This window comes from Arthrobacter vasquezii, from assembly GCF_029455255.1.
Taxonomy (GTDB): domain Bacteria; phylum Actinomycetota; class Actinomycetes; order Actinomycetales; family Micrococcaceae; genus Arthrobacter_D; species Arthrobacter_D parietis.
The window spans coordinates 26,572-48,345 of the sequence record NZ_JAROKN010000002.1 but is presented as its reverse complement, the minus strand read 5'-3'; the positions used below and the strand labels follow the sequence as shown (position 1 = coordinate 48,345).

At 61.2% G+C, this 21,774-nt stretch carries 23 protein-coding genes; 8 read left to right on the top strand and 15 right to left on the bottom strand.

Annotated elements, in window-relative coordinates; translation table 11 throughout:
• Nucleotides 1-3: 3 nt before the first annotated feature.
• From P4U43_RS01325 to P4U43_RS01315, 3 genes are all read right to left on the bottom strand, one after another.
• Nucleotides 4-951 (bottom strand): SPFH domain-containing protein, encoded by a 948-nt coding sequence (locus P4U43_RS01325; RefSeq protein ID WP_056549550.1) that lies wholly within the window; start codon nt 949-951, stop codon nt 4-6.
• 36 nt (nt 952-987) lie between these two features.
• A complete protein-coding gene (locus P4U43_RS01320; protein WP_277357120.1) occupies nt 988-1,467 on the bottom strand; it encodes an NfeD family protein in 480 nt (159 codons plus the stop codon).
• A gap of 130 nt (nt 1,468-1,597) precedes the next feature.
• Entirely contained in the window at nt 1,598-2,473 is an 876-nt protein-coding gene (locus P4U43_RS01315; protein WP_277357119.1) for a putative RNA methyltransferase, read from the bottom strand.
• 99 nt (nt 2,474-2,572) lie between these two features.
• Between P4U43_RS01315 and P4U43_RS01310 the strand changes: the two genes are divergently transcribed.
• Nucleotides 2,573-4,555, top strand: a complete 1,983-nt coding sequence (locus P4U43_RS01310; RefSeq protein WP_277357118.1) for a S9 family peptidase — start codon at nt 2,573-2,575, stop codon at nt 4,553-4,555.
• Between the two features lie 27 nt (nt 4,556-4,582).
• On the opposite strand, the gene P4U43_RS01305 is transcribed toward P4U43_RS01310, so the two are convergent.
• The 4 genes from P4U43_RS01305 to P4U43_RS01290 all read right to left on the bottom strand — a co-directional run bounded on the left by P4U43_RS01305 (nt 4,583) and on the right by P4U43_RS01290 (nt 7,345).
• Nucleotides 4,583-5,212 carry a peptide deformylase gene (locus P4U43_RS01305; protein ID WP_277357117.1) on the bottom strand — a complete coding sequence of 210 codons (630 nt, stop codon included), beginning with the start codon at nt 5,210-5,212 and terminating at the stop codon, nt 4,583-4,585.
• Nucleotides 5,212-6,396: an MFS transporter gene (locus P4U43_RS01300; RefSeq protein WP_277357116.1), complete on the bottom strand. Its 1,185-nt coding sequence runs from the start codon at nt 6,394-6,396 to the stop codon at nt 5,212-5,214. Before P4U43_RS01300 ends, P4U43_RS01305 begins: the two co-directional genes overlap by 1 nt.
• A 97-nt stretch (nt 6,397-6,493) precedes the next feature.
• Complete coding sequence (locus P4U43_RS01295; protein ID WP_277357115.1) at nt 6,494-6,913, bottom strand: VOC family protein; 420 nt, start codon at nt 6,911-6,913, stop codon at nt 6,494-6,496.
• 159 nt (nt 6,914-7,072) lie between these two features.
• Nucleotides 7,073-7,345: a DUF2277 domain-containing protein gene (locus tag P4U43_RS01290; protein ID WP_277357114.1), complete on the bottom strand. Its 273-nt coding sequence runs from the start codon at nt 7,343-7,345 to the stop codon at nt 7,073-7,075.
• 115 nt (nt 7,346-7,460) lie between these two features.
• Here P4U43_RS01290 and P4U43_RS01285 point away from each other — a divergent pair, with 115 nt between their 5' ends.
• Nucleotides 7,461-7,904 carry a DUF3054 domain-containing protein gene (locus P4U43_RS01285; RefSeq protein WP_277357113.1) on the top strand — a complete coding sequence of 148 codons (444 nt, stop codon included), beginning with the start codon at nt 7,461-7,463 and terminating at the stop codon, nt 7,902-7,904.
• Nucleotides 7,901-8,182, top strand: coding sequence for an Lrp/AsnC family transcriptional regulator (locus P4U43_RS01280; protein ID WP_056549538.1), 282 nt, complete (start codon nt 7,901-7,903; stop codon nt 8,180-8,182). Before P4U43_RS01285 ends, P4U43_RS01280 begins: the two co-directional genes overlap by 4 nt.
• 8 nt (nt 8,183-8,190) lie before the next feature.
• Here the strand turns inward: P4U43_RS01280 and trpD are convergent, their stop codons facing one another.
• Nucleotides 8,191-9,249, bottom strand: a complete 1,059-nt coding sequence (trpD, locus tag P4U43_RS01275) for an anthranilate phosphoribosyltransferase (protein ID WP_277357112.1) — start codon at nt 9,247-9,249, stop codon at nt 8,191-8,193.
• 149 nt (nt 9,250-9,398) lie between these two features.
• On the opposite strand from trpD, the gene ctaE reads away from it, so the two are divergent.
• From ctaE to qcrB, 4 genes are all read left to right on the top strand, one after another.
• A complete protein-coding gene (gene ctaE / locus P4U43_RS01270) occupies nt 9,399-10,037 on the top strand; it encodes an aa3-type cytochrome oxidase subunit III (RefSeq protein ID WP_082566157.1) in 639 nt (212 codons plus the stop codon).
• Nucleotides 10,038-10,148: 111 nt separating this feature from the next.
• Nucleotides 10,149-10,937, top strand: a complete 789-nt coding sequence (gene qcrC / locus P4U43_RS01265; RefSeq protein WP_056549531.1) for a cytochrome bc1 complex diheme cytochrome c subunit — start codon at nt 10,149-10,151, stop codon at nt 10,935-10,937.
• 72 nt (nt 10,938-11,009) lie between these two features.
• Nucleotides 11,010-12,038: a cytochrome bc1 complex Rieske iron-sulfur subunit gene (gene qcrA / locus P4U43_RS01260; protein WP_277357111.1), complete on the top strand. Its 1,029-nt coding sequence runs from the start codon at nt 11,010-11,012 to the stop codon at nt 12,036-12,038.
• Complete coding sequence (gene qcrB / locus P4U43_RS01255; RefSeq protein ID WP_277357110.1) at nt 12,035-13,720, top strand: cytochrome bc1 complex cytochrome b subunit; 1,686 nt, start codon at nt 12,035-12,037, stop codon at nt 13,718-13,720. Before qcrA ends, qcrB begins: the two co-directional genes overlap by 4 nt.
• Nucleotides 13,721-13,829: 109 nt before the next feature.
• Here qcrB and P4U43_RS01250 read toward each other — a convergent pair whose 3' ends face one another.
• From P4U43_RS01250 to P4U43_RS01225, 6 genes are all read right to left on the bottom strand, one after another.
• The gene (locus tag P4U43_RS01250; RefSeq protein ID WP_277357109.1) at nt 13,830-14,612 is read right to left on the bottom strand and encodes a GntR family transcriptional regulator; all 783 of its coding nucleotides are present in this window, start codon (nt 14,610-14,612) and stop codon (nt 13,830-13,832) included.
• A gap of 180 nt (nt 14,613-14,792) precedes the next feature.
• Nucleotides 14,793-15,194, bottom strand: coding sequence for a cytochrome c oxidase subunit 4 (locus P4U43_RS01245; RefSeq protein WP_277357108.1), 402 nt, complete (start codon nt 15,192-15,194; stop codon nt 14,793-14,795).
• On the bottom strand, nt 15,195-16,916 hold the full coding sequence (gene ctaD / locus P4U43_RS01240; RefSeq protein WP_277357107.1) for an aa3-type cytochrome oxidase subunit I: 1,722 nt from the start codon (nt 16,914-16,916) through the stop codon (nt 15,195-15,197).
• Nucleotides 16,917-16,920: 4 nt separating this feature from the next.
• Entirely contained in the window at nt 16,921-17,802 is an 882-nt protein-coding gene (ctaC, locus tag P4U43_RS01235; RefSeq protein WP_277357106.1) for an aa3-type cytochrome oxidase subunit II, read from the bottom strand.
• A gap of 221 nt (nt 17,803-18,023) precedes the next feature.
• Nucleotides 18,024-18,407, bottom strand: coding sequence for a HesB/IscA family protein (locus tag P4U43_RS01230; RefSeq protein WP_277357105.1), 384 nt, complete (start codon nt 18,405-18,407; stop codon nt 18,024-18,026).
• Nucleotides 18,408-18,612: 205 nt separating this feature from the next.
• Nucleotides 18,613-20,013, bottom strand: coding sequence for a dipeptidase (locus P4U43_RS01225; protein ID WP_277357104.1), 1,401 nt, complete (start codon nt 20,011-20,013; stop codon nt 18,613-18,615).
• 60 nt (nt 20,014-20,073) lie between these two features.
• On the opposite strand from P4U43_RS01225, the gene P4U43_RS01220 reads away from it, so the two are divergent.
• The gene (locus P4U43_RS01220; protein WP_056549513.1) at nt 20,074-20,661 is read left to right on the top strand and encodes a DUF3043 domain-containing protein; all 588 of its coding nucleotides are present in this window, start codon (nt 20,074-20,076) and stop codon (nt 20,659-20,661) included.
• A gap of 22 nt (nt 20,662-20,683) precedes the next feature.
• Here P4U43_RS01220 and P4U43_RS01215 read toward each other — a convergent pair whose 3' ends face one another.
• The gene (locus P4U43_RS01215; RefSeq protein ID WP_277357103.1) at nt 20,684-21,760 is read right to left on the bottom strand and encodes a quinone-dependent dihydroorotate dehydrogenase; all 1,077 of its coding nucleotides are present in this window, start codon (nt 21,758-21,760) and stop codon (nt 20,684-20,686) included.
• Between the last annotated feature and the right edge of the window lie 14 nt (nt 21,761-21,774).

Below are 21,774 nucleotides of genomic sequence, written 5' to 3'. Positions count from 1 at the left end.
ACCTCAGGAGCGGGAGTTGTCCTCTGCAGGAAGGGAAGACCCGGAGTCCTCCATTTCACCGCGCTCCTGCGCGCCCAGTACATTTCCAATTCCCTTGAGTGCTTCCCCTACTTCGCTCGGGATGATCCACAACTTGTTTGAATTGCCCTGAGCGAGCTTCGGAAGTGTCTGCAGGTATTGGTAAGCGAGCAGTTTCTGGGTCGGGTTGCCCTTGTGGATGGCGTCGAAGACTTTCTGAATGGCTTGCGACTCACCGTCAGCCCTCAGAATGGCAGCCTTTGCATCACCTTCTGCAGCCAGGATTGCGGCCTGCCGTTGGCCCTCTGCTGTGAGGATCTGTGACTGCTTGGTGCCTTCGGCAGTAAGGATGGCAGCACGGCGATCGCGTTCTGCACGCATCTGCTTCTCCATCGAGTCCTGGATGGAGTGCGGGGGATCGATCGCCTTCAGTTCCACGCGAGAGACCCGGATACCCCACCGTCCGGTGGCTTCATCAAGAACTCCCCGGAGTTGACCGTTGATCTGGTCCCGTGAGGTCAGCGCTTCCTCAAGATTCAGCCCGCCGACGACATTCCTGAGCGTGGTGGTGGTCAGTTGTTCCACAGCCTGAATGTAATTGGCGATCTCATAGGTTGCAGCCCGCGCGTCCGTCACCTGGAAGTAGACCACTGTGTCGATGGATACGACGAGGTTGTCTTCGGTGATGACGGGTTGTGGGGGGAACGAGACGACTTGTTCGCGCAGGTCGAGGAGCGGAAGCAGTCGATCGACAAACGGAATCAGGATTGTCAGCCCGGGCAGAAGTGTCCGCTGGTATTTTCCGAGCCGTTCGACGACACCGGCGCGAGCCTGCGGAATGATCCGCACGGATTTCACCAGGATGATCAGGACAAAAACGATCAGAACAATCAGAACAATGGTGAGTCCGATTGCGCCTGAATCTGTGAACATGGTTCCCCTTGTTGTGTGAATGGTGCAGGTCCCGTCTCACGACGGGATGATCGGTCCGCTTTCCGCCTGTTGTGTGCCGACGACGACGGCAGTTGCCCCATCGATCCGGGAGACGGTGGCGCGACTCCCGGCGGGCAACGAAGAGCCGTCGGAGGTCCGCGCGGTCCAGGTGTCACCGCCGATCTTGACTGTGCCGGTCACCCCGGTCACCGGTTCCAAGGCGAGGGCTTGCTCACCGATCAGTCGGTCGATATTACTGAGCTGCTCGGCTGAGCCGCTCTTGAGGTGCCGGAGGGCCACCGGCCGAACGAGCAGCACCATCAGGAGGGAGACGACGCAAAAGAGCACGACCTGGATGAAGAAGCTTGCTCCTGCCAGCGCTCCCACCAGTCCGGCAAGGGCTCCCGTTGCCAGCATGAGGAAGAACAGGTCGAGAGTCAGCGTCTCAACCGCGGCCAGGCCGAGCACAAGCACGAGCCATAGTATCCAGGTGTTCTGAACCAGCCAGTCAAGCATCAGTCTTCCCCTCCCTGACGGCACTGCGGCTCTGCAATACGCCCGGAGTGCCTACCAACCATCATGCCAAACCCGCGGAGCGAAATATATAGCCCCGGCGGAATATCCCTGCGCGACATATCCTGACCGGCTAGCTTGTGTGCGCGCGTTTTTGGAAGACCTGAACGGTGAAGGCCGCGGTGACGTCCGAAGTGGGAGGAAGGGAGTCGACGTCGATGCGCAGGGTGTGGTGGCCTGCCGGGCCCATGGCCGCAACATTGCGCACATCGATGGGGGAGAGGCGCATCCCGAACTCCACCCTCCTGACTTCAATCACATCGAAGAATTCCGCCATCGAGGTGGCCACCTCTGTGGCCTTTCCAGGACGGATGCCGAGGAGCCCCGCAAGCTCTGCAATTTCCCGGAGATGGTGTGGCAGCGGAGTGACCACCAGCGCGACCGCCCGGTCGCTGCAAACCCGAGCGAACTCAGGTACATTCCGTGGAGCGAAGATGTTGAGGAGGAGGTCTACGCGCTGATCAGCGACCGGCAGGGGTCTCCAGACGTCACACACCAGGCAGAGTGCATCCGGTAGCTCTTTTGCTGACCGCCTCAACGCATACTTCGAGATGTCCAGCGCGACCGACGCGGAGACGGACACCCTTTCCTGAAGCGCCTTGAGGTAGTAACCGGTCCCCGCTCCGACATCGAGGACCAGGGGCAGGTTCCCGGCGAAACTCTCGGCGGCCGAGGAGACCGCGTTCGCCAGCGGCTGGAAATGCCCGCCCCCGAGGAAGTCGACACGGGCCTGCACCATCGCTGCGGTATCTGATTCGAACTCGGTTCCCCGTCCGGTCAGCAGATTGAAGTAGCCCTGCCGTGCCGCGTCGAAGCGGTGGCCCCGCGGACAACGCAGGAAGCGTGCCGCGCCGTCGTCCATCTTCTTCCCGTGCTGACCGGCGGAATTCACCGTCAACGGATCCCGACAGACCGGACAGAGGAGCAGAGATTCCGGGTAAGTCGGCACCCCACCATCGTAGGTGGACCCCTGCCCATTTTGAGTGTCGGCGCCTCGGAGGCATAGTCTCGGAATGTGAAACCAAACACACTCAATCTTCTTCATTCAGTGAGCGCACCCTCGCTCCACCCGGACACCCAACGCTGCGTAGTCTCCGTAACCCGGCCGGACTACGACGCCGACGCCTATGTCGGTCAGCTATGGGAGGTGCCGCTGGAGAATGGTTCTCCCCGCCGCCTCACCCGCGGCTTTCGGGACAGCTCACCCAAATACTCGCCCGACGGCGCCGCGCTCGCTTTCCTGCGGACATCCGCTGGCGGCAAGCCCCAGGTTTTCCTTACGGACAGCAGGGGAGGGGAGCCGCGGCAGTTGACCGACCGACCTCTCGGCGTGTCCGGGTTTGAATGGTCGCCCGACTCCCGACGGCTGGTGCTGTCCGCTCGCGTGCCCGAAGACGGCCGGTACGGCACGGTGGAGGGAGTGTCCGGCGGGCAGGAGAATCCACGGCTCATCGACGGCTTCAAATACCAGATGAATGGTGCCGGCTACATCGCGGATAAGCGGTCACAGCTTTTTCTCCTGGATGTTCCGCCGTTGGGTGAGGAGCCGTTTGTGAAGCCCGTCGGGCGGGCGGCACGCTCTGGTAAGGAGGACGCGCCGTCAGCTTACACCGAGCCGAAGCAGCTCACCGATGCGGATGCCGACCACTCGGAGCCGACTTTCTCCGCTGACGGCTCGCGCATCCTGTTCAGCGCAGCCCTGGAGCCGGACTCCGCAACCAACCTGCGTTCGGACATCTATTCCATTGCGCTGGATGGTTCCGACATGCAGCGGCTGAGCAACTTCACCGACGAACTCGTCAGCTGCGGTAACCCGGTTCACAGCGAGGATGGCCAGTGGCTCTTCTACCTCGGCAGCTCGCTGTCAACGAGCGGCGTCGACTTCGTGGCGCGTAATACCGCCCTGTACATTGCGCCGGTCGAGGATCCGGCTCAGGTGCGCGTATTGACGGATCCGGAAGTGCTCGACCTCGGGGAAGTCGGCGAAGTTGTCCAGGCTGGAGCGGACAGCGTCCTTGTCTTCAACCGCAGCCGCGGCGCCGGAGATCTGCGCCGTGTGAATTCGCAGGGTGCAATCCAAACGGTGGCGGACGGTGAATACATCGTGACGGGCGCCGCAAGCCGTGATGGCATCATCGTCGTCACCTACACGGACCCTGGCACCATGGGAGACGTTGCGAGGATCGACGGCAAGACGCTGACACGGCTGACCGACTTCTCGGCTGCCTTGCGCAGCGAGACAACAGTCGTCGAACCGCAGGAGGAGACGTTCACTGCGCCGGACGGCTATCCCGTGCACGGCTGGGTGCTGGTGCCGGAGGGCGAGGGCCCGCATCCCGTTCTCCTCAACATCCACGGCGGGCCCTATGCCCAGTACGGCTGGGGCTACTTCGACGAGGCGCAGGTGTTTCTCGAGGCAGGGTACGCGGTTCTCATGTGCAACCCCCGCGGCGCAGCCGGTTACGGTCAGGAACACGGCCGCGTGATCAAGGAAGCGATGGGCACGGTGGACATGCAGGACGTCCTCGCGTTCCTTGAGGGCGCTGTGGCGAAGTATGACGGGCTGGACGGAGACCGGCTGGGTGTGATGGGCGGCTCCTATGGCGGTTACCTGACAGCCTGGCTGATTGCGAACGACCACCGTTTCCAGGGCGCCATCGTTGAACGGGGCTTCCTCGACCCTGAGTCCTTCATCGGCTCGTCGGACATCGGCTGGTTCTTCTCCGAGGCTTACACCGGCGCGGACCCCGAGAAGGTCCGGGCGCAGAGTCCGTATGCGCACGTCGACAAGGTTCGGACCCCCACCTTCGTTATCCACTCGGAGGAGGATCTGCGCTGTCCGCTCGAGCAGGCGCAGCGTTACTATACCGCTCTGAAGCGCCACGGAGTGGAGACCGAAATGCTGATTTTCCCGGGGGAGACGCACGAACTGTCGCGCTCCGGCACACCGTGGCACCGGCGACAGCGGTTCGAGCACATCCTGCGGTGGTGGGCTGACAAGTTGCCGAGCAAGAAGAATCAGCCGGCTTGACCCTGCGCGCATCTGCGGTGAAGGTGCCTAGAAGTTAAGTGAGCGTTGGGCCAGTTCGATTCCGGGCTGCGCCCAGCGCTCACTGTAAGCTGCGCTGCTGACAAGCGATCGCGTGTTGGCCTTGTCGATATAAATGGCACCGTTCAGGTGATCGGTTTCGTGCTGGACGATGCGGGCGGGCCAGCCCGTGAACTGCCGGGTTACATTCTTGCCTTCGGGCGTCAGGTATTCGAGCTGTACCGATCGACTCCGTGCAACCACGGCCTGCCAACCGCTGAAGGACAGGCAGCCTTCAAAAAACGACGACGTCTCCCGGCCGATGGGCGTGTACATCGGGTTGATCACTGCAAAGTAGGGCAGCAGCGGCCGTTCACGGAGTTCGGCAACCTCGACGGGCTGGGGAATGACATCTTCGATGACCGCGAGGCGCAACGGTATTCCCAATTGCGGTGCTGCCAGTCCGACGCCCGGTGCGTCCTGCATGGCCTTGCGCATAACGGCGAGAAGTCCGGCCAGCTCTGAATCATCGAGCTGACCGTCGAACGGGGCGGCGGGGTTCCGCAGCACCGGATCACCCAGTTGGACGATCGGCGGCTGGTCCTGCGCGATAACACGGTGCACCAGCGCCCGGATACTTTCGGGAGAGTGGAAGTTCATCAGTCCATCCTAGGTTCGCCGCCTGGCATGGATGATCCCCTCGGCACACTGTAGAAGGCCAACAGGATGGCGACGGCGTTGATTGCTGCAAGCACAAGAAAAGCGCGTGAGTAGCTTCCCAATAGAGCGGCGAGGCCGGCGCCTGCCCACGGACCGAGTGCCGTGGCGAGGGTGATGGGTGAGGCGACGAGAGCCGTCAACCGGCCGTAATGGGCCGGGCCCCAGCGATCCGGAACAGCAGTCGCGTGCAGGAGGGTGAAGATTCCGCGTGCAACACCGGCTGCGAGAGCGATCAACAGTGCGGCGGTGAGGGTCTCAGTTAGGCCCAGCAGCGCCGTCGTCAGCGTTGTTCCCAGTAGCACCAGTGCTGTCCGGAGACGAAGCGGAAGCCGTTCGAAGAGGCTGTAGCCCAGGCGGCCGAGAACCTGGCCGACGCCGCCTATTCCCAGCGCCGTGGCCGCCAGCGAGGTGCTGATCCCGCGCTCGGTCAGTAGCGGAACCAGATTGACGACGGCGGCGAAGGACGCGAGGGCGGCCAGACTGACAGCCGCTACGAGGGCCAGAAACGGCACGCTCCTGGCGATTTCGTCGGGCTGCCCGTGCGCAATCTCGGGTAGCCCGGGGTGGGACCGGTGCGGCTCCCACGGCCGGCGAAGCCCGAAAAAATGCGCCGGAACGGTGACGATGAAAAGCACGAGCGCGAGGATCAGGTAGGTGGAGCGCCAACCGACGCCGGCTGAAATGACGGCAGTCAACGGCGCAAAGACCGTGCTGGCCAGTCCGCCCACGATTGTCAGAATGGTCAGCGCGCGGGTGCGCCCAACGCTCCACCAACGCGTTACAGCGGCGAACGCCGGTGGGTACAGGACCATGCCCATGGCTGCGCCGGTCAGCACCCAGCCAGCGAAGAACATCGGGAGGTTGGCGGCCAGGGCGACCAGGCACAGCGCGGGCGCGGCGATGAACGACCCTGCAGTCATCACGGCCCGAGGTCCACTGCGGTCCAGAATTCGACCGACAACCAGTCCCGTGAGCGCCGAACACACCAGTCCGGTCGAGAACGCACCGTTGACAACAGGGAGCGTCCAGCCGGTGGTCGAACTGATCTGTCCGGCAAGAACAGGGAAGGCGTAGAAGAGAATGCCCCAACTGGTGATTTCGGTCAGACATAAAACGATCAGCACATTCCGCCGTGAGACGCCTGGCCTGCCCCTTCCAGACCCCTCCCGCGAAGTGCCGATAATCGACATTATGTCAACTAAAGGATCGGATTCCCTGCCCCTACTGCTGCGGCTGGCCGGCGACGTTGATCAACCAGGCAACACCGAACTTGTCGGTGCACATACCGAAGTGGTCACCCCAAGGAGCAACTTCGAGGGGAACAGTCACAGTCCCTTCTCCAGCCAGGCGGTCCCAATAACCGCGCAGCTCATTTTCGTCCTCGCCGCTGAGGGAAATCGAAAACGTATTGCCGGGTGTGTAGTCCATGCTGTTGGGCGTGTCAGCTGCCATCAGCACCATTCCGTTGTCCGCGGTCAACATTCCGTGCATGATCTTGTCCAGCTCGCTTTCGTCCTCGCTGGCTTGGAAATCACCAAACGTGCTGAGGGTAAGTTCACCGCCGAAGACTGATTGGTAGTACGTCATCGCTTCCCGGGCGGTATCGCGGAAGCCCAGGTAAGGATTCAGGCGGGTGCTCATATCGGTCTCCTCGTGTCGCATCACCGGGGCGACCGGTGCCTCTCGTCGAGGCGCGCTTGCGGTGCGCTCCGTCACCATAGTGCACCACGAAAGGTTCCGCTCCCAGTCCTTTTGCACCTGGTTCTTCGACCGTGCGAAAGCGCGGCGCGAGCGAACCGGTCAGGCGGTTGCGAAGCGACGCGCTGAGCGCTCCTTCGCCTTCGCGGCTTCCTCGTCCCGGTCTTTCGGCGGCGCGGACGTGACCAGTTCCGCCAGGAGTCGCTCGGTGATGAATCCGATTTCCGCCACAGCCCGATCGAAAGCCTCCTGGTTCGCCTTCGATGGTTTGGTGGTACCGCTGATTTTCCGGACGTACTGCAGCGCAGCCGCATGAACCTCGTCGCTGGTTGCTGACGGTTCAAAATTATGGAGTGTTCTGATGTTCCTGCACATGGTTCAAGGGTAGATCGAGTCTCTTCGCTATGGAACAGGCGGGCATGCAACTGCCCTGACACCCCGGCGTTGCGTGCAGGCGGTGTCTCGCTTCCGGAGCCAGTAGGCTGACATCATGACGAGCGTAAGTTCCGGCCGCGGGGCTGCCAACAGTCGGGGGTACGCATCCTGGCTGACCACCGACGTCGTGTTGATTTCCCTCTTCGCGCTTCTCGGACACCTCTCCCACTATGGTGCGCTTTCCGCCTCCGGCATTACTCGTACAGCACTCCCCTTCCTCATTGCCTATTTCGTCACGACGGCGATTTTGCGTCCATGGCACCGGCCCCTTGCGCTGTTGTGCACTGCAGTCCCGCTATGGCTGGGAACGGCAGCCGGCGGTCTGACGCTACGGGTGCTTCTCGGTGATGGTGCGGCTTTGTCGTTCCAGATTGTCGCGCTCGGCGTATTGGGACTGTTCCTGATTGCCCCTCGCGCCGGTGTACGGCTGATGCAGCGCCGTCGTCCTCAACCACAACCCACAACGGACACCAGTCGAAACCAAGGAGCACCCAGATGATCAGTGCGTTCGTACTCATCCAGACCGACGCCAGCCGTATCCCCGAGTGCGCGCAGGAAATTTCTGAACTCGAGGGCATCAGCGAGGTGTACTCAGTCACCGGCGAATGGGACCTCATTGCCATTGCGCGGGTGAACCGCCACGAAGATCTCGCGGACGTAATTGCCGACCGGTTGTCAAAAGTGGAGGGCGTCGAATCGACCACCACCCAGATTGCGTTTCGGTCCTACTCGAAGCATGATCTCGACGCCGCCTTCTCCCTCGGTTTCGAGGGCTAAGCACTCGCTTATGAGCTGGTGACCGCTATCCAGCGGTCCAACGCTGCCTGGGCCGCGCCAGAATCGATCGACTGCTCTGCGCGGCGCATATTTGCTCGAATCCGCTCAACAAGCGGAGCCGAGTGCTCAGTGTCCAGCGCAGTCAGTCCCGCTGCCGCATTGAGGACGACGGCGTCGCGCACCGACCCCTTCTCCCCCGCCAGTACGGCGCGAACCACCTTCGCGTTGCTTTGGGCGTCTGAACCCCGCAGAGCCTCGACAGCCGCTTCCGGCAGATCGAAATCACCCGGATGGACGGTGTGCTCGGCGACGGCCCCGCCGCGCACCTCCCAGACGGTGGATGATCCGCTCGTCGTCAGCTTGTCGCGGCCGTCGCTGCCCCGGAAAACCAGCGCCCGGACTCCCCGGGCTGCGAGAACACCCGCCATGAGCGGCGCCATCCGTTCACTGGCGCAACCCAGTGCCTGCGCTTCGACTCCGGCCGGATTGCTGAGCGGACCCAGGAAATTGAAGGCGGTAGGGACACCGAGTTCCCTGCGCGGTACTGCAACGTGGCGCATCGACGGGTGAAAGACCTGCGCAAAACAGAAGGTGATATTGGCTTGCTCCGCCGAGCGCGCTACGTCACTGATAGACAAGTCAAGCCGCACCCCCAGCGCCTCGATGACATCAGCTGCACCCGAGGAAGAGGAGGCACCGCGATTCCCGTGCTTGACTACCCTTGCACCGGCACCAACGGCCACCAGCGAGGACATGGTCGAGATATTGAGCGTGTTCAGGCCGTCTCCGCCGGTTCCCACGATGTCCAGGGCAGGACCTGGCACGTCTATAGTGTGAGCACGCGAGAGCATCGCCTCGACGAGGCCCACCAGTTCCTCAACAGATTCCCCCTTTGCTCGCAGGCCAATCAGGAATCCGGCGACCTGTGCATGCGAGGCGAGTCCTTCCATAATGGAATCCATTGCCCAACGGGTCTGCGGCGCAGTGAGATCCTCTCCCTCGATGAGCTTCGAGATCAGCTGCGGCCAGCTGGTTGCGGGGGCTTCTGGAGCAGGAATCGCAGTCACTCCCCTAGGTTATCTACGAATTGTAGAAACTCATCACGGTGTTACTCCCGCGCCGTTACAGGCAACTCTCGCATCCGCACATATGAGCTGGGCACGCCGAGGCCGTTTCGCATTGGTGAAGTGGGATCTTTTAGAGACATAATGTCAGAGTGACGACAGCGACCCATGCCCCCAGCTCCACTGCGCATCCAACACTCAACCGGCCAAACATGGTGTCGGTAGGCACCGTTGTATGGCTTTCCAGTGAACTTATGTTCTTTGCCGGACTCTTCGCCATGTACTTCACATTGCGCTCCACGTCCGGCGAACTCTGGGCTGCCGAGACGGAGAAGCTGAATGTACCTTTTGCGCTGATCAACACCATCATTCTGGTTTCGAGCTCGTTCACCTGCCAGATGGGTGTGTTCGCCGCCGAGCGGCTCCAGCCCCGCAGGGCGGGTGGAGTGTTCAACATCGCCAAGTGGGGCATGGTCGAGTGGTACCTGCTGACCTTCCTCATGGGCGCAGTGTTCGTGGCAGTGCAGGCATATGAGTACGCAGAATTGGTCGCCGAAGGGATCACCCTTTCCGCCAATGCCTATGGATCGTCGTTCTACATCACCACCGGTTTCCACGGCCTGCACGTCATCGGCGGTCTGATCGCCTTTCTCTTCATTATTGGACGCGCCTACGCGGCCAAACGGTTCGGACACTTTGAAGCGACGTCGGCGATTGTCACTTCGTACTACTGGCACTTCGTCGACGTGGTGTGGATCGGGCTGTTCATCATCATCTACTTCTTGAAGTAGATTGCTCTTGAACCCTTTTCTACCCGGTGTAGAATTAGCGTGGCGGTCGCGAGGGTGGCTGACACCAATCGTGTACCGTACCGAAGCAATACAGAAGGCAGGAAACAGGACGTGAAGGCACTTTCGCAGAGGCGGCGTCACCCCCTGGCAGCAATAGCGCTGCTGCTCATGGGATTGTTGCTAACAGGTGGCATCTATGCCGTCGCTAGCAACGCGAACGAGGCCAAGGCACAAACCACTTTCTCAGCCAGTGATATTGAAGAAGGCGAAAAACTTTTCGTCGCAAATTGCGCAACGTGCCACGGCATGGGAGCGGCCGGCACTGAAGACGGGCCCTCGCTGGTCGGCGTGGGAGCCGCAGCAGTTGACTTCCAGGTTGGCACCGGGCGTATGCCGCTTCAAATGCAGGGCCCGCAGGCGCTTCAGAAGCCGGTTCAGTTCACCGATGAGCAGATCCGGCAGATGTCCGCCTACGTCGCCTCGCTGGGCGCAGGTCCTGCAATTCCCGGCGAGGAAGAGCTCGACCTGGAAGGTGCCGACCCCGCTGCCGGCGGTGAACTTTTCCGAGTGAACTGCGCAATGTGCCATAACGCTGCCGCTGCTGGTGGAGCGTTGACTCGGGGCAAGTTCGCTCCGGCGCTCGAAGGCGTGACGGACAAGCACATCTACGAAGCGATGATCACCGGGCCGCAGAACATGCCGGTTTTCAGCGACGCGAACATCACCCCTGAGGGCAAGCAGGACATCATCGCGTTCCTCAACATCATCGAAGAGCAGGGTTCCCCCGGCGGCGCGGACCTTGGTTCCCTAGGACCGGTGTCAGAAGGACTGTTCATCTGGGTTGCTGGGCTCGGAGTGATAATCGCGTTCACAGTCTGGCTGACCTCCCGCTCCTCGTAGCGAGCGGCCACAGCACTAAACCAAGGACACAGGATTGACGAGTGAAGTTTCTAAAGAAGGATGAGAGGGATCATGGCCGACCATAGTGACGGCAGCCCGGAGAACGCGGTTACCGTAGCTAAGCCGGGTCAGGGCGGCTTGCAGAAGTTCCAGGATCCTGGACTCCCACCGCACCGGCCGCGTTTGGCTGACGTAGACCCCCGGGCTGAGAAACGCGCAGAGCGTCAGGTCGGAGTGCTGTTCCTCGTTTCCATCTTTGGAACATTGCTTTTCTTCTTCGGATATTTCTTTATCCCCCTCGACCAGACAATCGCGAACCTCCGCCTACAGAACCTGCTCCTCGGATTGGGAACCGCGTTCGCCATGCTTGGCATTGGTGTCGGAATCGTGCACTGGGCCAAGACGCTGATGCCGGATCATGAGATCGCTGAGGACCGGCACGAGATTCGCCCCGAAGCAGACCGCGCTGACGCTGAAAAAATCGTTGGCGACATCCTGGAAGAATCCGGAATCAAGCGCAGGCCGCTGATCCGCAATACGCTCCTCGGCGCGGGAATCCTCGCAATCTTCCCGGCCATCGCAATCTTCCGGGACCTCGGTCCGCTGCCCGGTGACGTGCTTCGCCAGACCATGTGGGATGAAGGCGTACGGCTGACCCGTGATCCGAGCGGCACCCCGATCAGGGCTTCGGACGTCACTATCGGCTCAGCGTTCCACGTCATTCCCGAGGGCCTCAATGAGGCGGAACACAAACTCGAGGAAAAGGCTAAGGCTGTTGTTCTACTCATGCGCCTGAGTCCTGAATCGCTGAACCCGTCTCCGGGGCGCGAGGATTGGGGCTATGAAGGCATCGTTGCCTATTCCAAGATTTGTACCCATGTGGGCTGCCCTGTAGCCCTTTACGAACAGCAGACCCATCACCTGCTTTGTCCGTGCCATCAGTCAACCTTCGACGTCACCCAAGAAGCGAAGGTTATTTTCGGCCCGGCCGCCCGGCCGCTCCCCCAACTTCCCATCTCCGTGGATGAAGAAGGTTACCTGGTAGCGACGAGCGACTTCCAAGAACCCGTAGGACCAAGTTACTGGGAGCGTGGAGTGTGAGCAGCTCAGCAGCTGGACACCAGTACCAGCCAAAGACAAACGTCGGCAAGATTGCCAACTTCGTCGATACCCGCGTCGGTGGATCCGCGATAGTCAAAGAGTTTGGGCGGAAAATTTTCCCAGACCACTGGACGTTCATGTTTGGCGAAGTTGCGCTTTACTCCTTCGTCATCCTTCTTCTGTCGGGTACATTCCTGACCTTCTTCTTCGACCCTTCGATGGCCGAAACACATTACGAAGGAAGCTACGTACCGCTGCGCGGTATCGAAATGTCGGTGGCCTACGCTTCCTCGCTCGATATCTCCTTTGATATCCGTGGCGGGCTGTTCATGCGGCAGGTACACCACTGGTCTGCACTGCTCTTCGTTGCTGCCGTGTCAGTGCACATGCTGCGGGTTTTCTTCACCGGTGCATTCCGGCGTCCGCGCGAGCTGAACTGGGTTATCGGCGGTGTGCTGCTCATCCTTGCGATGGCCGCAGGGTTCACGGGGTACTCACTCCCGGACGACCTGCTCTCCGGTAACGGTCTTCGAATCATCGACGGCGTGATCAAGTCAATTCCCGTGGTGGGGACCTACATCAGTTTCTTCCTGTTCGGCGGTGAATTCCCCGGTACCGTGATCATCCCGCGCTTGTACGTGCTCCACATCCTCCTGATTCCGGCTCTGATTCTCCTGCTGATCGCGATGCACCTCTTCCTGGTAGTTGTTCACAAGCACACTCAATTCCCCGGCCCGGGCCGCACCAATGACAATGTAGTGGGCTACCCGGTCGGTCCTGTTTACGCGGCAAAGGCCGGCGGCTTCTTCTTCATAGTGTTCGGTATCATCGCCGCGATATCAGCGGCGTTCACGATCAACCCCATCTGGAACTACGGACCCTACGATCCCTCCCCTGTCTCGGCCGGTACCCAGCCGGACTGGTACATCGGGTGGGTAGACGGCGCCCTGCGGCTTATGCCAGGCATACTGGCTGGTTTCCCCTTCGAATGGGAAATCCCGTTCCCTTGGGGCACAAACACGCTCTCCCTGAACGTGCTGTTCCCTGCGCTCGTGCCTGCAGGGATTGTCTTCACGCTCCTGTTTGCCTGGCCGTGGATCGAAGCTTGGGTGACCAAGGATCGCCGCGAGAAGCACCTGCTCGACCGGCCGCGTAATGCTCCCACCCGCACCGGCATCGGCGTGGCAGGCGTTGTGTTCTACTGCGTCATGTGGGCAGCAGCCAGCTCCGACCTCATCGCTACGCACTTTATGGTCTCGCTGAATGACGTGACTTACTGGCTCCGTGTCCTGGTGATCATCGGTCCGGTGATCGGATTCATCGTCGCCCGTCGTATCGCGCTGGCCCTCCAGCGCAAGGACCGCGAGATCGTGCTCCACGGACGCGAGACAGGTCGTATCGTCAGGCTCCCCCACGGCGAGTTCATCGAGGTTCACGAGCCGGTGGACGAGTACAAGCGTTACAAGCTGGTCAGTTTCGACTCACCCGTTAGCCTGCCTGCCCAGGCGGACGTGAACGGTCATGTGTCAAAGGGCGAGAAGGGCCGCGCGTGGGCATCGAAGTTCTTCTTTGAGGATCGTGTTGCACCTGTCACTCCGGCGGAGCTTGAAGAGGCCCACTCCCACGGCCACCATGGCGAAGTCGCGAACGAGCATGATAAGGCTGCCATCTCCAGCAAGTAGTCAACGCTGAAGAGCTAGTAAGAAAAGGAGCGGGCCGCACAGTGTGCGGCCCGCTCCTTTTCTTTCCAGGTTTCCCGGTTGGCGTGGTTCTCGGTCGGCAGACTCCCGTTCAGCTGAAGCGCTTGGCAGTGTATGTCCGAGGAGTGCGAACACCGGGACGCTGAAGTGGAACCCAGAGCTTGTACCTGTCAGCCCGGTAGTACGAGACGGAATAATCCACCATTGCGCGGGCCACATAGGCATGGCGCTGGATTTTCAGGAGCGGCGCGCCCATTTCGACGTTCAGCAGACGGGCAATAGAGGGCGACGCCGCAGTCGCCTCCACCGTATCCTCACCCCATTCCATAACGAGCCCATATCTCTCGCTGAGAACGTTGTACAGGGACGTCGGCGGATCATCATCAAGTATTCCGGGTACGCGGTGTGCCGGGATGAAGTTCTCGTCCACGCTCATGGGTTCACGGTCTGCCAGCAACTGGCGCCGGAACCTTACAACCGGGACGCCCTGCTCAATCTGCAGCTCGCGGGCAATGAGCGGCGTGGCAGCCATCTGCTCGAAGCTCAGTACTCGAGCATCCGGCACCATACCCCGCCGGTGCATCTCCTCACTGTATGACGTGAGCTTCATCTGCAGGTCGACCTTGGTGTGGGCTACAAAGGTTCCAAGGCCTACGATCCGTTCCAGCACCTCCTCGGCGACCAGTGCGTCGATGGCATGGCGTACAGTCATTCGCGCAACGCCGAAGTGTTCGGTCAGCTTCCGCTCTGACGGAATGGCAGTACCAGGCTCCGCATGACCCAGGATGTATTCGCGGAGCAGTTCGCGAAGCTGCACATGCTTGGCGCCCTTGCCGTCGAGTGCAGTACTCAGTGCATCGAGCTGATTCGGCATGACGGCTCCTGTTAGCGCGGGTGGTGAACCCAGTAAAATAGACCGGTATGGTCAGCCTATTCTATAGGTCGGCATAAGGAGCCGAGGGAGAAACCCTGGGCAGCCAACAGTGAGAGGGAGCGCACGAAGGCCCCGCACATAATATGTGCGGGGCCTTCACCTGAGGCGCGTGCGGGACGACTAGTGTGCGTGGTCTCCCCTGCTGTACTCAAAGACCCAGCCGACAAGCGCGATTACCGCCAGTCCGGCGGACACGTAGAGAATCCACCATCCAGCCGCGAGACCGAGAAATCCGCCCGCTGCAGCAAGACCGAGAACAAGCGGCCACCAGCTCCAGGGGCTGAAGTGGCCCTGCTCGCCCGACCCCTCGTGAATTTCCGCATCGCGGCGATCTTCGGGCCGCATTCCCACGCGTCGCCCCGTGAAGCCGAGGTAAAAGCCGATCATCACGGCAACACCTCCGACAAGAAGGAGTCCCAGAATACCGACCCACTCAGACCAGTTAGTCAGGAAGCCGTAAACCACGGAAACTGGCACGAAGAAAGGGACGAGCAGGAGGAACAGTCGCGTTTCAACCTTCACTTAGGCGTCCTTCCGATCAGCGGATCCGAGCAGCTGGCCTGCCGGCGAACCTGGTGTGTGCCACTGCGCAAGCTCCGGGTGGTGCAGATCCAGCGCCGGACGCTCCGAGCGGATACGGGGCAAGGAGGTGAAGTTGTGCCGTGGTGGCGGGCAGGAGGTAGCCCACTCCAGGGATGCTCCAAAGCCCCATGGGTCATCGACCTCGACCTTTGTACCGCTTCGCCAGGTGATGTAAACGTTCCAGAAGAACGGAATCAGCGATGCGCCCAGAACAAAGGAAGCAATGGTGGAGAACTGGTTCATTGCGGTGAACATGTCTTCAGGCAGATAGTCGGCGTAGCGGCGTGGCATACCGATGACCCCCAACCAGTGCTGGATCAGGAACGTGCCGTGGAACCCGAGGAACAGGAGCCAGAAGTGGATCTTGCCCAGCCGCTCGTTCAGCATCTTCCCGGTCCACTTCGGCCACCAGAAGTAGAAGCCGGCGAACATCGCGAAGACCACGGTACCGAAGACTACGTAGTGGAAGTGGGCCACGACGAAGTAGGTGTCGGAGACATGGAAGTCCAATGGCGGGGACGCAAGGATGATTCCGGTCAGACCACCGAACAGGAAGGTGACAAGGAAACCGAGGCTCCAGAGCATGGGTGTCTCAAATGTGATTGACCCCCGCCACATAGTGCCGATCCAGTTGAAGAATTTCACACCCGTGGGCACAGCGATCAGCATGGTCATGAAGGCGAAGAACGGCAGCAGAACCGCGCCGGTCACGTACATATGGTGCGCCCACACCGTCACGGAAAGTGCCGCAATGGCGATCGTGGCGAAGACCAGGCCCTTGTAGCCGAAGATCGGCTTACGGCTGAAGACCGGGAAAATCTCGGAAACGATACCGAAGAACGGCAGCGCAATGATGTACACCTCCGGGTGTCCGAAGAACCAGAAAAGGTGTTGCCATAGGATCGCCCCTCCGTTGTCCGGATCAAAGATGTGTGCTCCGAACCGCCGGTCGGCACCGAGCGCAAACAGCGCGGCAGCGAGCGGCGGGAACGCCATCAGCACGAGGATCGACGTGACCAATGCATTCCAGGTGAAGATCGGCATGCGCCACATCGTCATACCGGGAGCGCGCATGCAGATGATGGTGGTGATGAAGTTGACGGCGCCAAGGATGGTGCCGAATCCGGAAAGAGCAAGCCCAAACACCCATAGGTCACCACCAACACCAGGGGAAAACGTCGTATTGGACAAGGGGGCGTACGCGAACCAGCCGAACGATGCAGCACCCTGCGGCGTGATGAAGCCCGAGACTGCGATGGTGCTGCCGAAGAGGAAGAACCAGAAAGCAAGGGCATTCAGCCGCGGGAAGGCGACGTCCGGTGCACCGATCTGCAGGGGCATGATCACGTTCGTGAACCCGGCGAACAGCGGGGTTGCAAACATAAGCAGCATTACCGTGCCGTGCATGGTGAACAACTGGTTGTACTGCTCTTTGGTTTGCAGGATCTGCATGCCGGGCTCGAAAAGCTCGGCCCGGATGACAAGCGCCATCACGCCGCCAAGGCAGAAGAACACGAACGAAGCGATCAGGTACATGTACCCGATGGTCTTGTGATCAGTGGAGGTGATCCAGTTGACGACTATGCGTCCCTTGGACCGCGGTACAACCCGTGGAGCAACTGTAGTGCCGGCGTCCTCGGCGGTGTATTCGTAAGTAGACATCTAATTAATCCTGCCCAATTTGCTCGTCAGCTCCGCTGGGGCTCTCGCCGGTCACAGTCTGCGGATTGCGGTCATACTCTTCGCCCAGCTGGCCGTCCTCGAGGGTTTCCAGATGAGCCTGGTACTCCTCCTCGGAGACAACCGCGACGTTGAACAACATCTCCGAATGGTACTCGCCGCACAACTCGGCGCACTTCCCTTCGAAGACTCCCTCACTCGTGGGAGTCAGGGTGATGTAGTTTTCCCGTTCGGGGATCATGTCCCGCTTCTGCAGGAAAGCCGGAACCCAGAACGAATGGATGACGTCGCGGGAGTTGAGGCGGAACTCGACCGTTTGGTTGACCGGCAGATAGAGCGTCGGAAGGGTTTCCGGCACGCCGGGCTCACCATCGAGTTGGGCCTGGACGCCTGAAGAGTACTTGTCCTCCAGAACGTAGTTGAAGTCCCATGACCACTGCTTGCCGCGCACGTCGATGATGACATCAGGGTCTTCAACACGTGCGTCGATGATCTGCTGGTCGCGGTCGGTGAAGTAGAAGAGCACCAGTACCATGAAGATTGGAATAGTCAGATAGAACACTTCCAGCGGAAGGTTGTAGCTGATCTGGCGCGGGTACCCGGTCTCGTTGCGACGGCGGCGGTAGGCGACTATGCACCAGATGATCAGGCCCCAGGTGATGACACCTATGACAAGGGCAGCGATCCAGGAATTGACCCACAGGTCAATGATCCGGCCGGTGTGGTTGGTGGTGTCCCGCTCGGCGGGTAACCAGCCTTTTTGGACTTCTGATGAACAACCAGACAAGAACAGCGCAGCGACGACCACGAGGCCTGAGACCTTGAAAATCTTTGCGCGTCGGCTGCCGGTTCGGTCCTGCGAACTCACAGACGGCCCTTCCTTTTCTCACGTGCGGTGCCACCGACGGTGACAGCATTTCCGTGCACGGTACTGCCTGAGCTGCTACTCAAACGCGATGCACTTTCAGTTTTACTACTCACTGTAGAGCTTACCTGCAACGGCAGCCATCGTGTGACAACAAAGCCCCCGTCCGTACCTGTTTCGGATACGTGACGGGGGCTGTGCCACTCCACTCGCGAGATGGACTGTTAGTGGAAGGAGTCACCGCAGGCGCAGGACCCACCGGCGTTCGGATTGTCGATGGTGAACCCCTGCTTGGAGATGGTGTCCTCGAAATCAATGGAGGCTCCTGCGAGATAGGGAACGCTCATGCGGTCAACGATGACCTCGACGCCGTCGAAGTCACGAACCGCATCGCCATCGAGGACGCGTTCATCGAAGTAGAGCTGGTAGATCAGGCCAGAACACCCTCCGGGCTGTACCGCTACGCGCAAACGCAGGTCGGTCCGTCCCTCCTGCTCGAGGAGGCTGCGTACCTTTCCGGCAGCAACATCTGACAGTTTGACCTCATGTACCGGCAGTTCGGTATCTGCGACCGTCTCAGTGGTTGGTTCGCTTGTTGATGTGCTCATGGTGTGCGTTCTCCTTTACTATGTGCCCGCCGCACCGGTTCCCCCCGCCTGCGATCATAACGCCGGGCGGCGTGTGGCTTTCAGCGCCTCGCAGCGCTGTCCGTCCCATGGTACGTCCGGTGAGCACAGCCTGCCCAGCTGTGTAACGATCCATGCTGGTCAAACATTCCGGGCCGGCCCGGCAGTGCGCGGCGGGGCACTGGTGTCAGCCGCCGGCGTTGAGCCGCGCGAGCATCAGAGCCTCTGCGAGCACCGCACGGTTGAACTCACCCAGGTGGAGCGATTCGTTGGCGCTGTGTGCCCGTGAATCCGGGTCCTCGACGCCGGTCACCAGAATTTGCGCCTCCGGATAGACCACAGTCAGATCCGCGATGAAGGGTATGGACCCTCCGATCCCCGCTTCAACGGCCTGCGTTCCCCAGGCGGTCTGCAAGGCCCACAGTGCGATCTGGGCTGCCGGCCTCGTTGTGTCGGTGGAGAAGGGGTTGCCTGACTCCCCCGGCGTGAACGTCACCGTGGCGCCGAACGGAGCGTGGGAGCGCACGTGGCGCTCGACGGCGGCCATAGCCTTCTGGGGCTCCTGTCCGGGCGCTAGCCGAAGGCTGAACTTCGCCCGCGCTGTGGGCAGGAGCGTGTTCGATGAGACAGCTACTCCTGGCGCATCGATGCCGATGATGGACAGTGCGGGCTTCGTCCACAACCGTGACGCAAGGGAGCCTGTGCCAGCCAGCTGCACGCCGTCGAGAACCGAGGCATCAGCGCGATAGTCAGCTTCCGCATAGTTCACATCCGCGTCGTCATTCGAAACAAGGCCCTGGATGGCGACGCTGCCATCGTCGTCGTGAAGGGTGGCAATCAATCGGGCAAGCAGGGTCGGCGCATCCAATACAGGACCGCCGAACATACCGGAATGGACAGCGTGTTCCAGGACTCTGACCTCGATTACACCATCAACCAGTCCGCGCAGGCTGGTTGTGAGGGCAGGGATGCCGACCTTCCAGTTACTCGAGTCCGCAACCACGATGACGTCGGAGCGCAGGAGTTCACGGTGTTCTTCTAGGAAGCTGCGGAAGGTCGGGGATCCAGCCTCCTCTTCACCCTCGATGAATAAGGTGATGCCTAGGCCAAGGTCCTCCCCCAGGACCTCGGAGACAGCCCGGACCGCCGCGATATGGGCCATAATGCCGGCCTTGTCGTCCGCTGCTCCCCTCCCGTATAACCGGCCGTCTCGTTCCTCGGCGACGAACGGCTCGCTTTCCCACAGGTCCCGCTCACCGGGGGGCTGGACATCATGGTGTGCATAGAGCAGGATGGTCGGTTTTCCCGCAGCAGCCGGACGCCGCGCGACGACAGCAGGACCACCGGGTGTGCCGTTGTTGTCCATTCGGAGGATACGCACATCCGTGATGCCCGTGGATCGGACTAGCGAAGCAACTGCTTCAGCACTGCGATCGAGTTCCGCGGGATCAAAGGTTGCCCAGGCCACACCCGGAATGGCGACGAGCGACTTGAGCTCCTCGATTGTCCGCGGGAATGCGGAGTCGACGGTGGAACGCAGGGCAGCAACGGTGGTGTCCGGCAGTAGATCACTTGAAGGCATATTCATGCCTTCGAGCCTACACACGCATGCGGAGAATCCGGCGCTCAGGACGGGTATCCTAGAGGGGTGTTTGGACGAAAAAGAGACGCTGCCGTTGTTGAGAATCCCGCAGAGCAAGTCGCGGAGGAACAGCGATTGAGAACGGCCGGTAAGGGCGCGCCCACTCCCAGGCGCAGCGTTCAGGAAGCGGCCCGGAAGCGGCCCCTGGTTCCGAATGACCGGAAGGCAGCGCGGGAGGCCAGCCGCCTGGCGCGGCGCGAGGACCAACTGCGGATGCGGCGTGCACTCGAGAACGGCGATGAGCGGCACCTGCCGTTCCGTGACAAGGGCCCGGCCCGTCGCTACGTCCGTGACTATGTGGACGCACGCTGGAATGTCGCCGAGTTCCTGATGTTTGCGGCGCTGGTCTTTGTCTTCCTGAGCTTCATCCCCAATCTGACTCTCCAGGGCTACGTCATGCTGACCTTCTGGGTGATCATCATGGCGGTGATCGTTGACTGCCTTCTCCTGCGCCGCAAGCTCAAGGCGCAACTGACAGCGAAGTTCGGCGAACCCGGGCGTGGGGATCTTTGGTACGGAATCTCACGTGCCATGCAGATCCGTCGGCTCCGTCTTCCCAAGCCGCAGGTAAGCCGCGGGCAGTTTCCCGCCTAACAGCGGGACATCGCGCGCCGCTTCAGCGCTGCAGGCGGGGGTGGTTCCTCAGCGCGCGGTTGATCGACGAAGCCCAGAAAGGGCCTTCGTAAAGGAACGCGGTGTAGCCCTGCACCAGGTTGGCTCCAGCGTTGAGACGGTCAACGACGTCGTCTGCTGTTTCCACTCCGCCCACCGAGATCAGGGCCAGTTCGGGCCCGGCCGCCTGCCGCAAGCGCGTGAGTACCTCAAGCGAACGTGCCTTGAGCGGAGCACCACTCAACCCACCTACCCCACAAGCCATCACGGTTTCCGGATCGGTCGAAAGGCCTTCCCGGGTGACGGTGGTGTTGGTTGCGATGATGCCGTCCAGTTTCAGCTCCAGTGCCAGCGCCGCTACCTCCTCGATGTCCTCATTGCTCAGATCCGGGGCGATCTTCACCAACAGCGGTACGTGACGGTCGGCGCTTTCATCCGCAGCCTTTCGGACCGCTTTCAGAAGGGGGCGGAGAGAGCGGACGCTTTGCAGCAGACGGAGTCCCGGGGTGTTGGGCGAGCTGACGTTGACCACCAGGTAGTCCGCAAGCGGAGCTAACGCCGTCGCGGATATTCGGTAGTCGGCGACCGCATCGCGCAGATCCACAGTCTTGGTCTTGCCGATGTTCACGCCGATCACGGGCCGTACCGACGGGTAGCGTCGTTCAAGCGTGCGGCGTGCGGCCGCGATGCGCGGAGCAACTGCAGCGGCGCCGTCGTTATTGAAACCCATCCGGTTGATCACCGCCCGGTCCTCGACCAGCCGGAAGAGCCGTGGTTTTGGATTTCCCGGCTGCGCCTGCCCAGTGATTGTTCCGATCTCTACATGGCCGAACCCCAGGTCAGCCAGCGCGGCGGCGCCGTGTCCCTCCTTGTCGAAACCGGCCGCAAGCCCGAACGGTGACGGGAAGGTCACGCCGAACGCCGTAGTCTGCAGTTCGGCAGGCGGCGCGGTAATGCGGCGCAGGACGCCGCCCACCGGGGTCCTGCCCGTCCACCGGATCAGGCGGAAGCCGATCCGGTGCGCGCGCTCAGGGTCCATACCGCTGAAGACGACGCGGAAGAAGGCAGGATAAATACGCATGGGTCAAAGTTGCC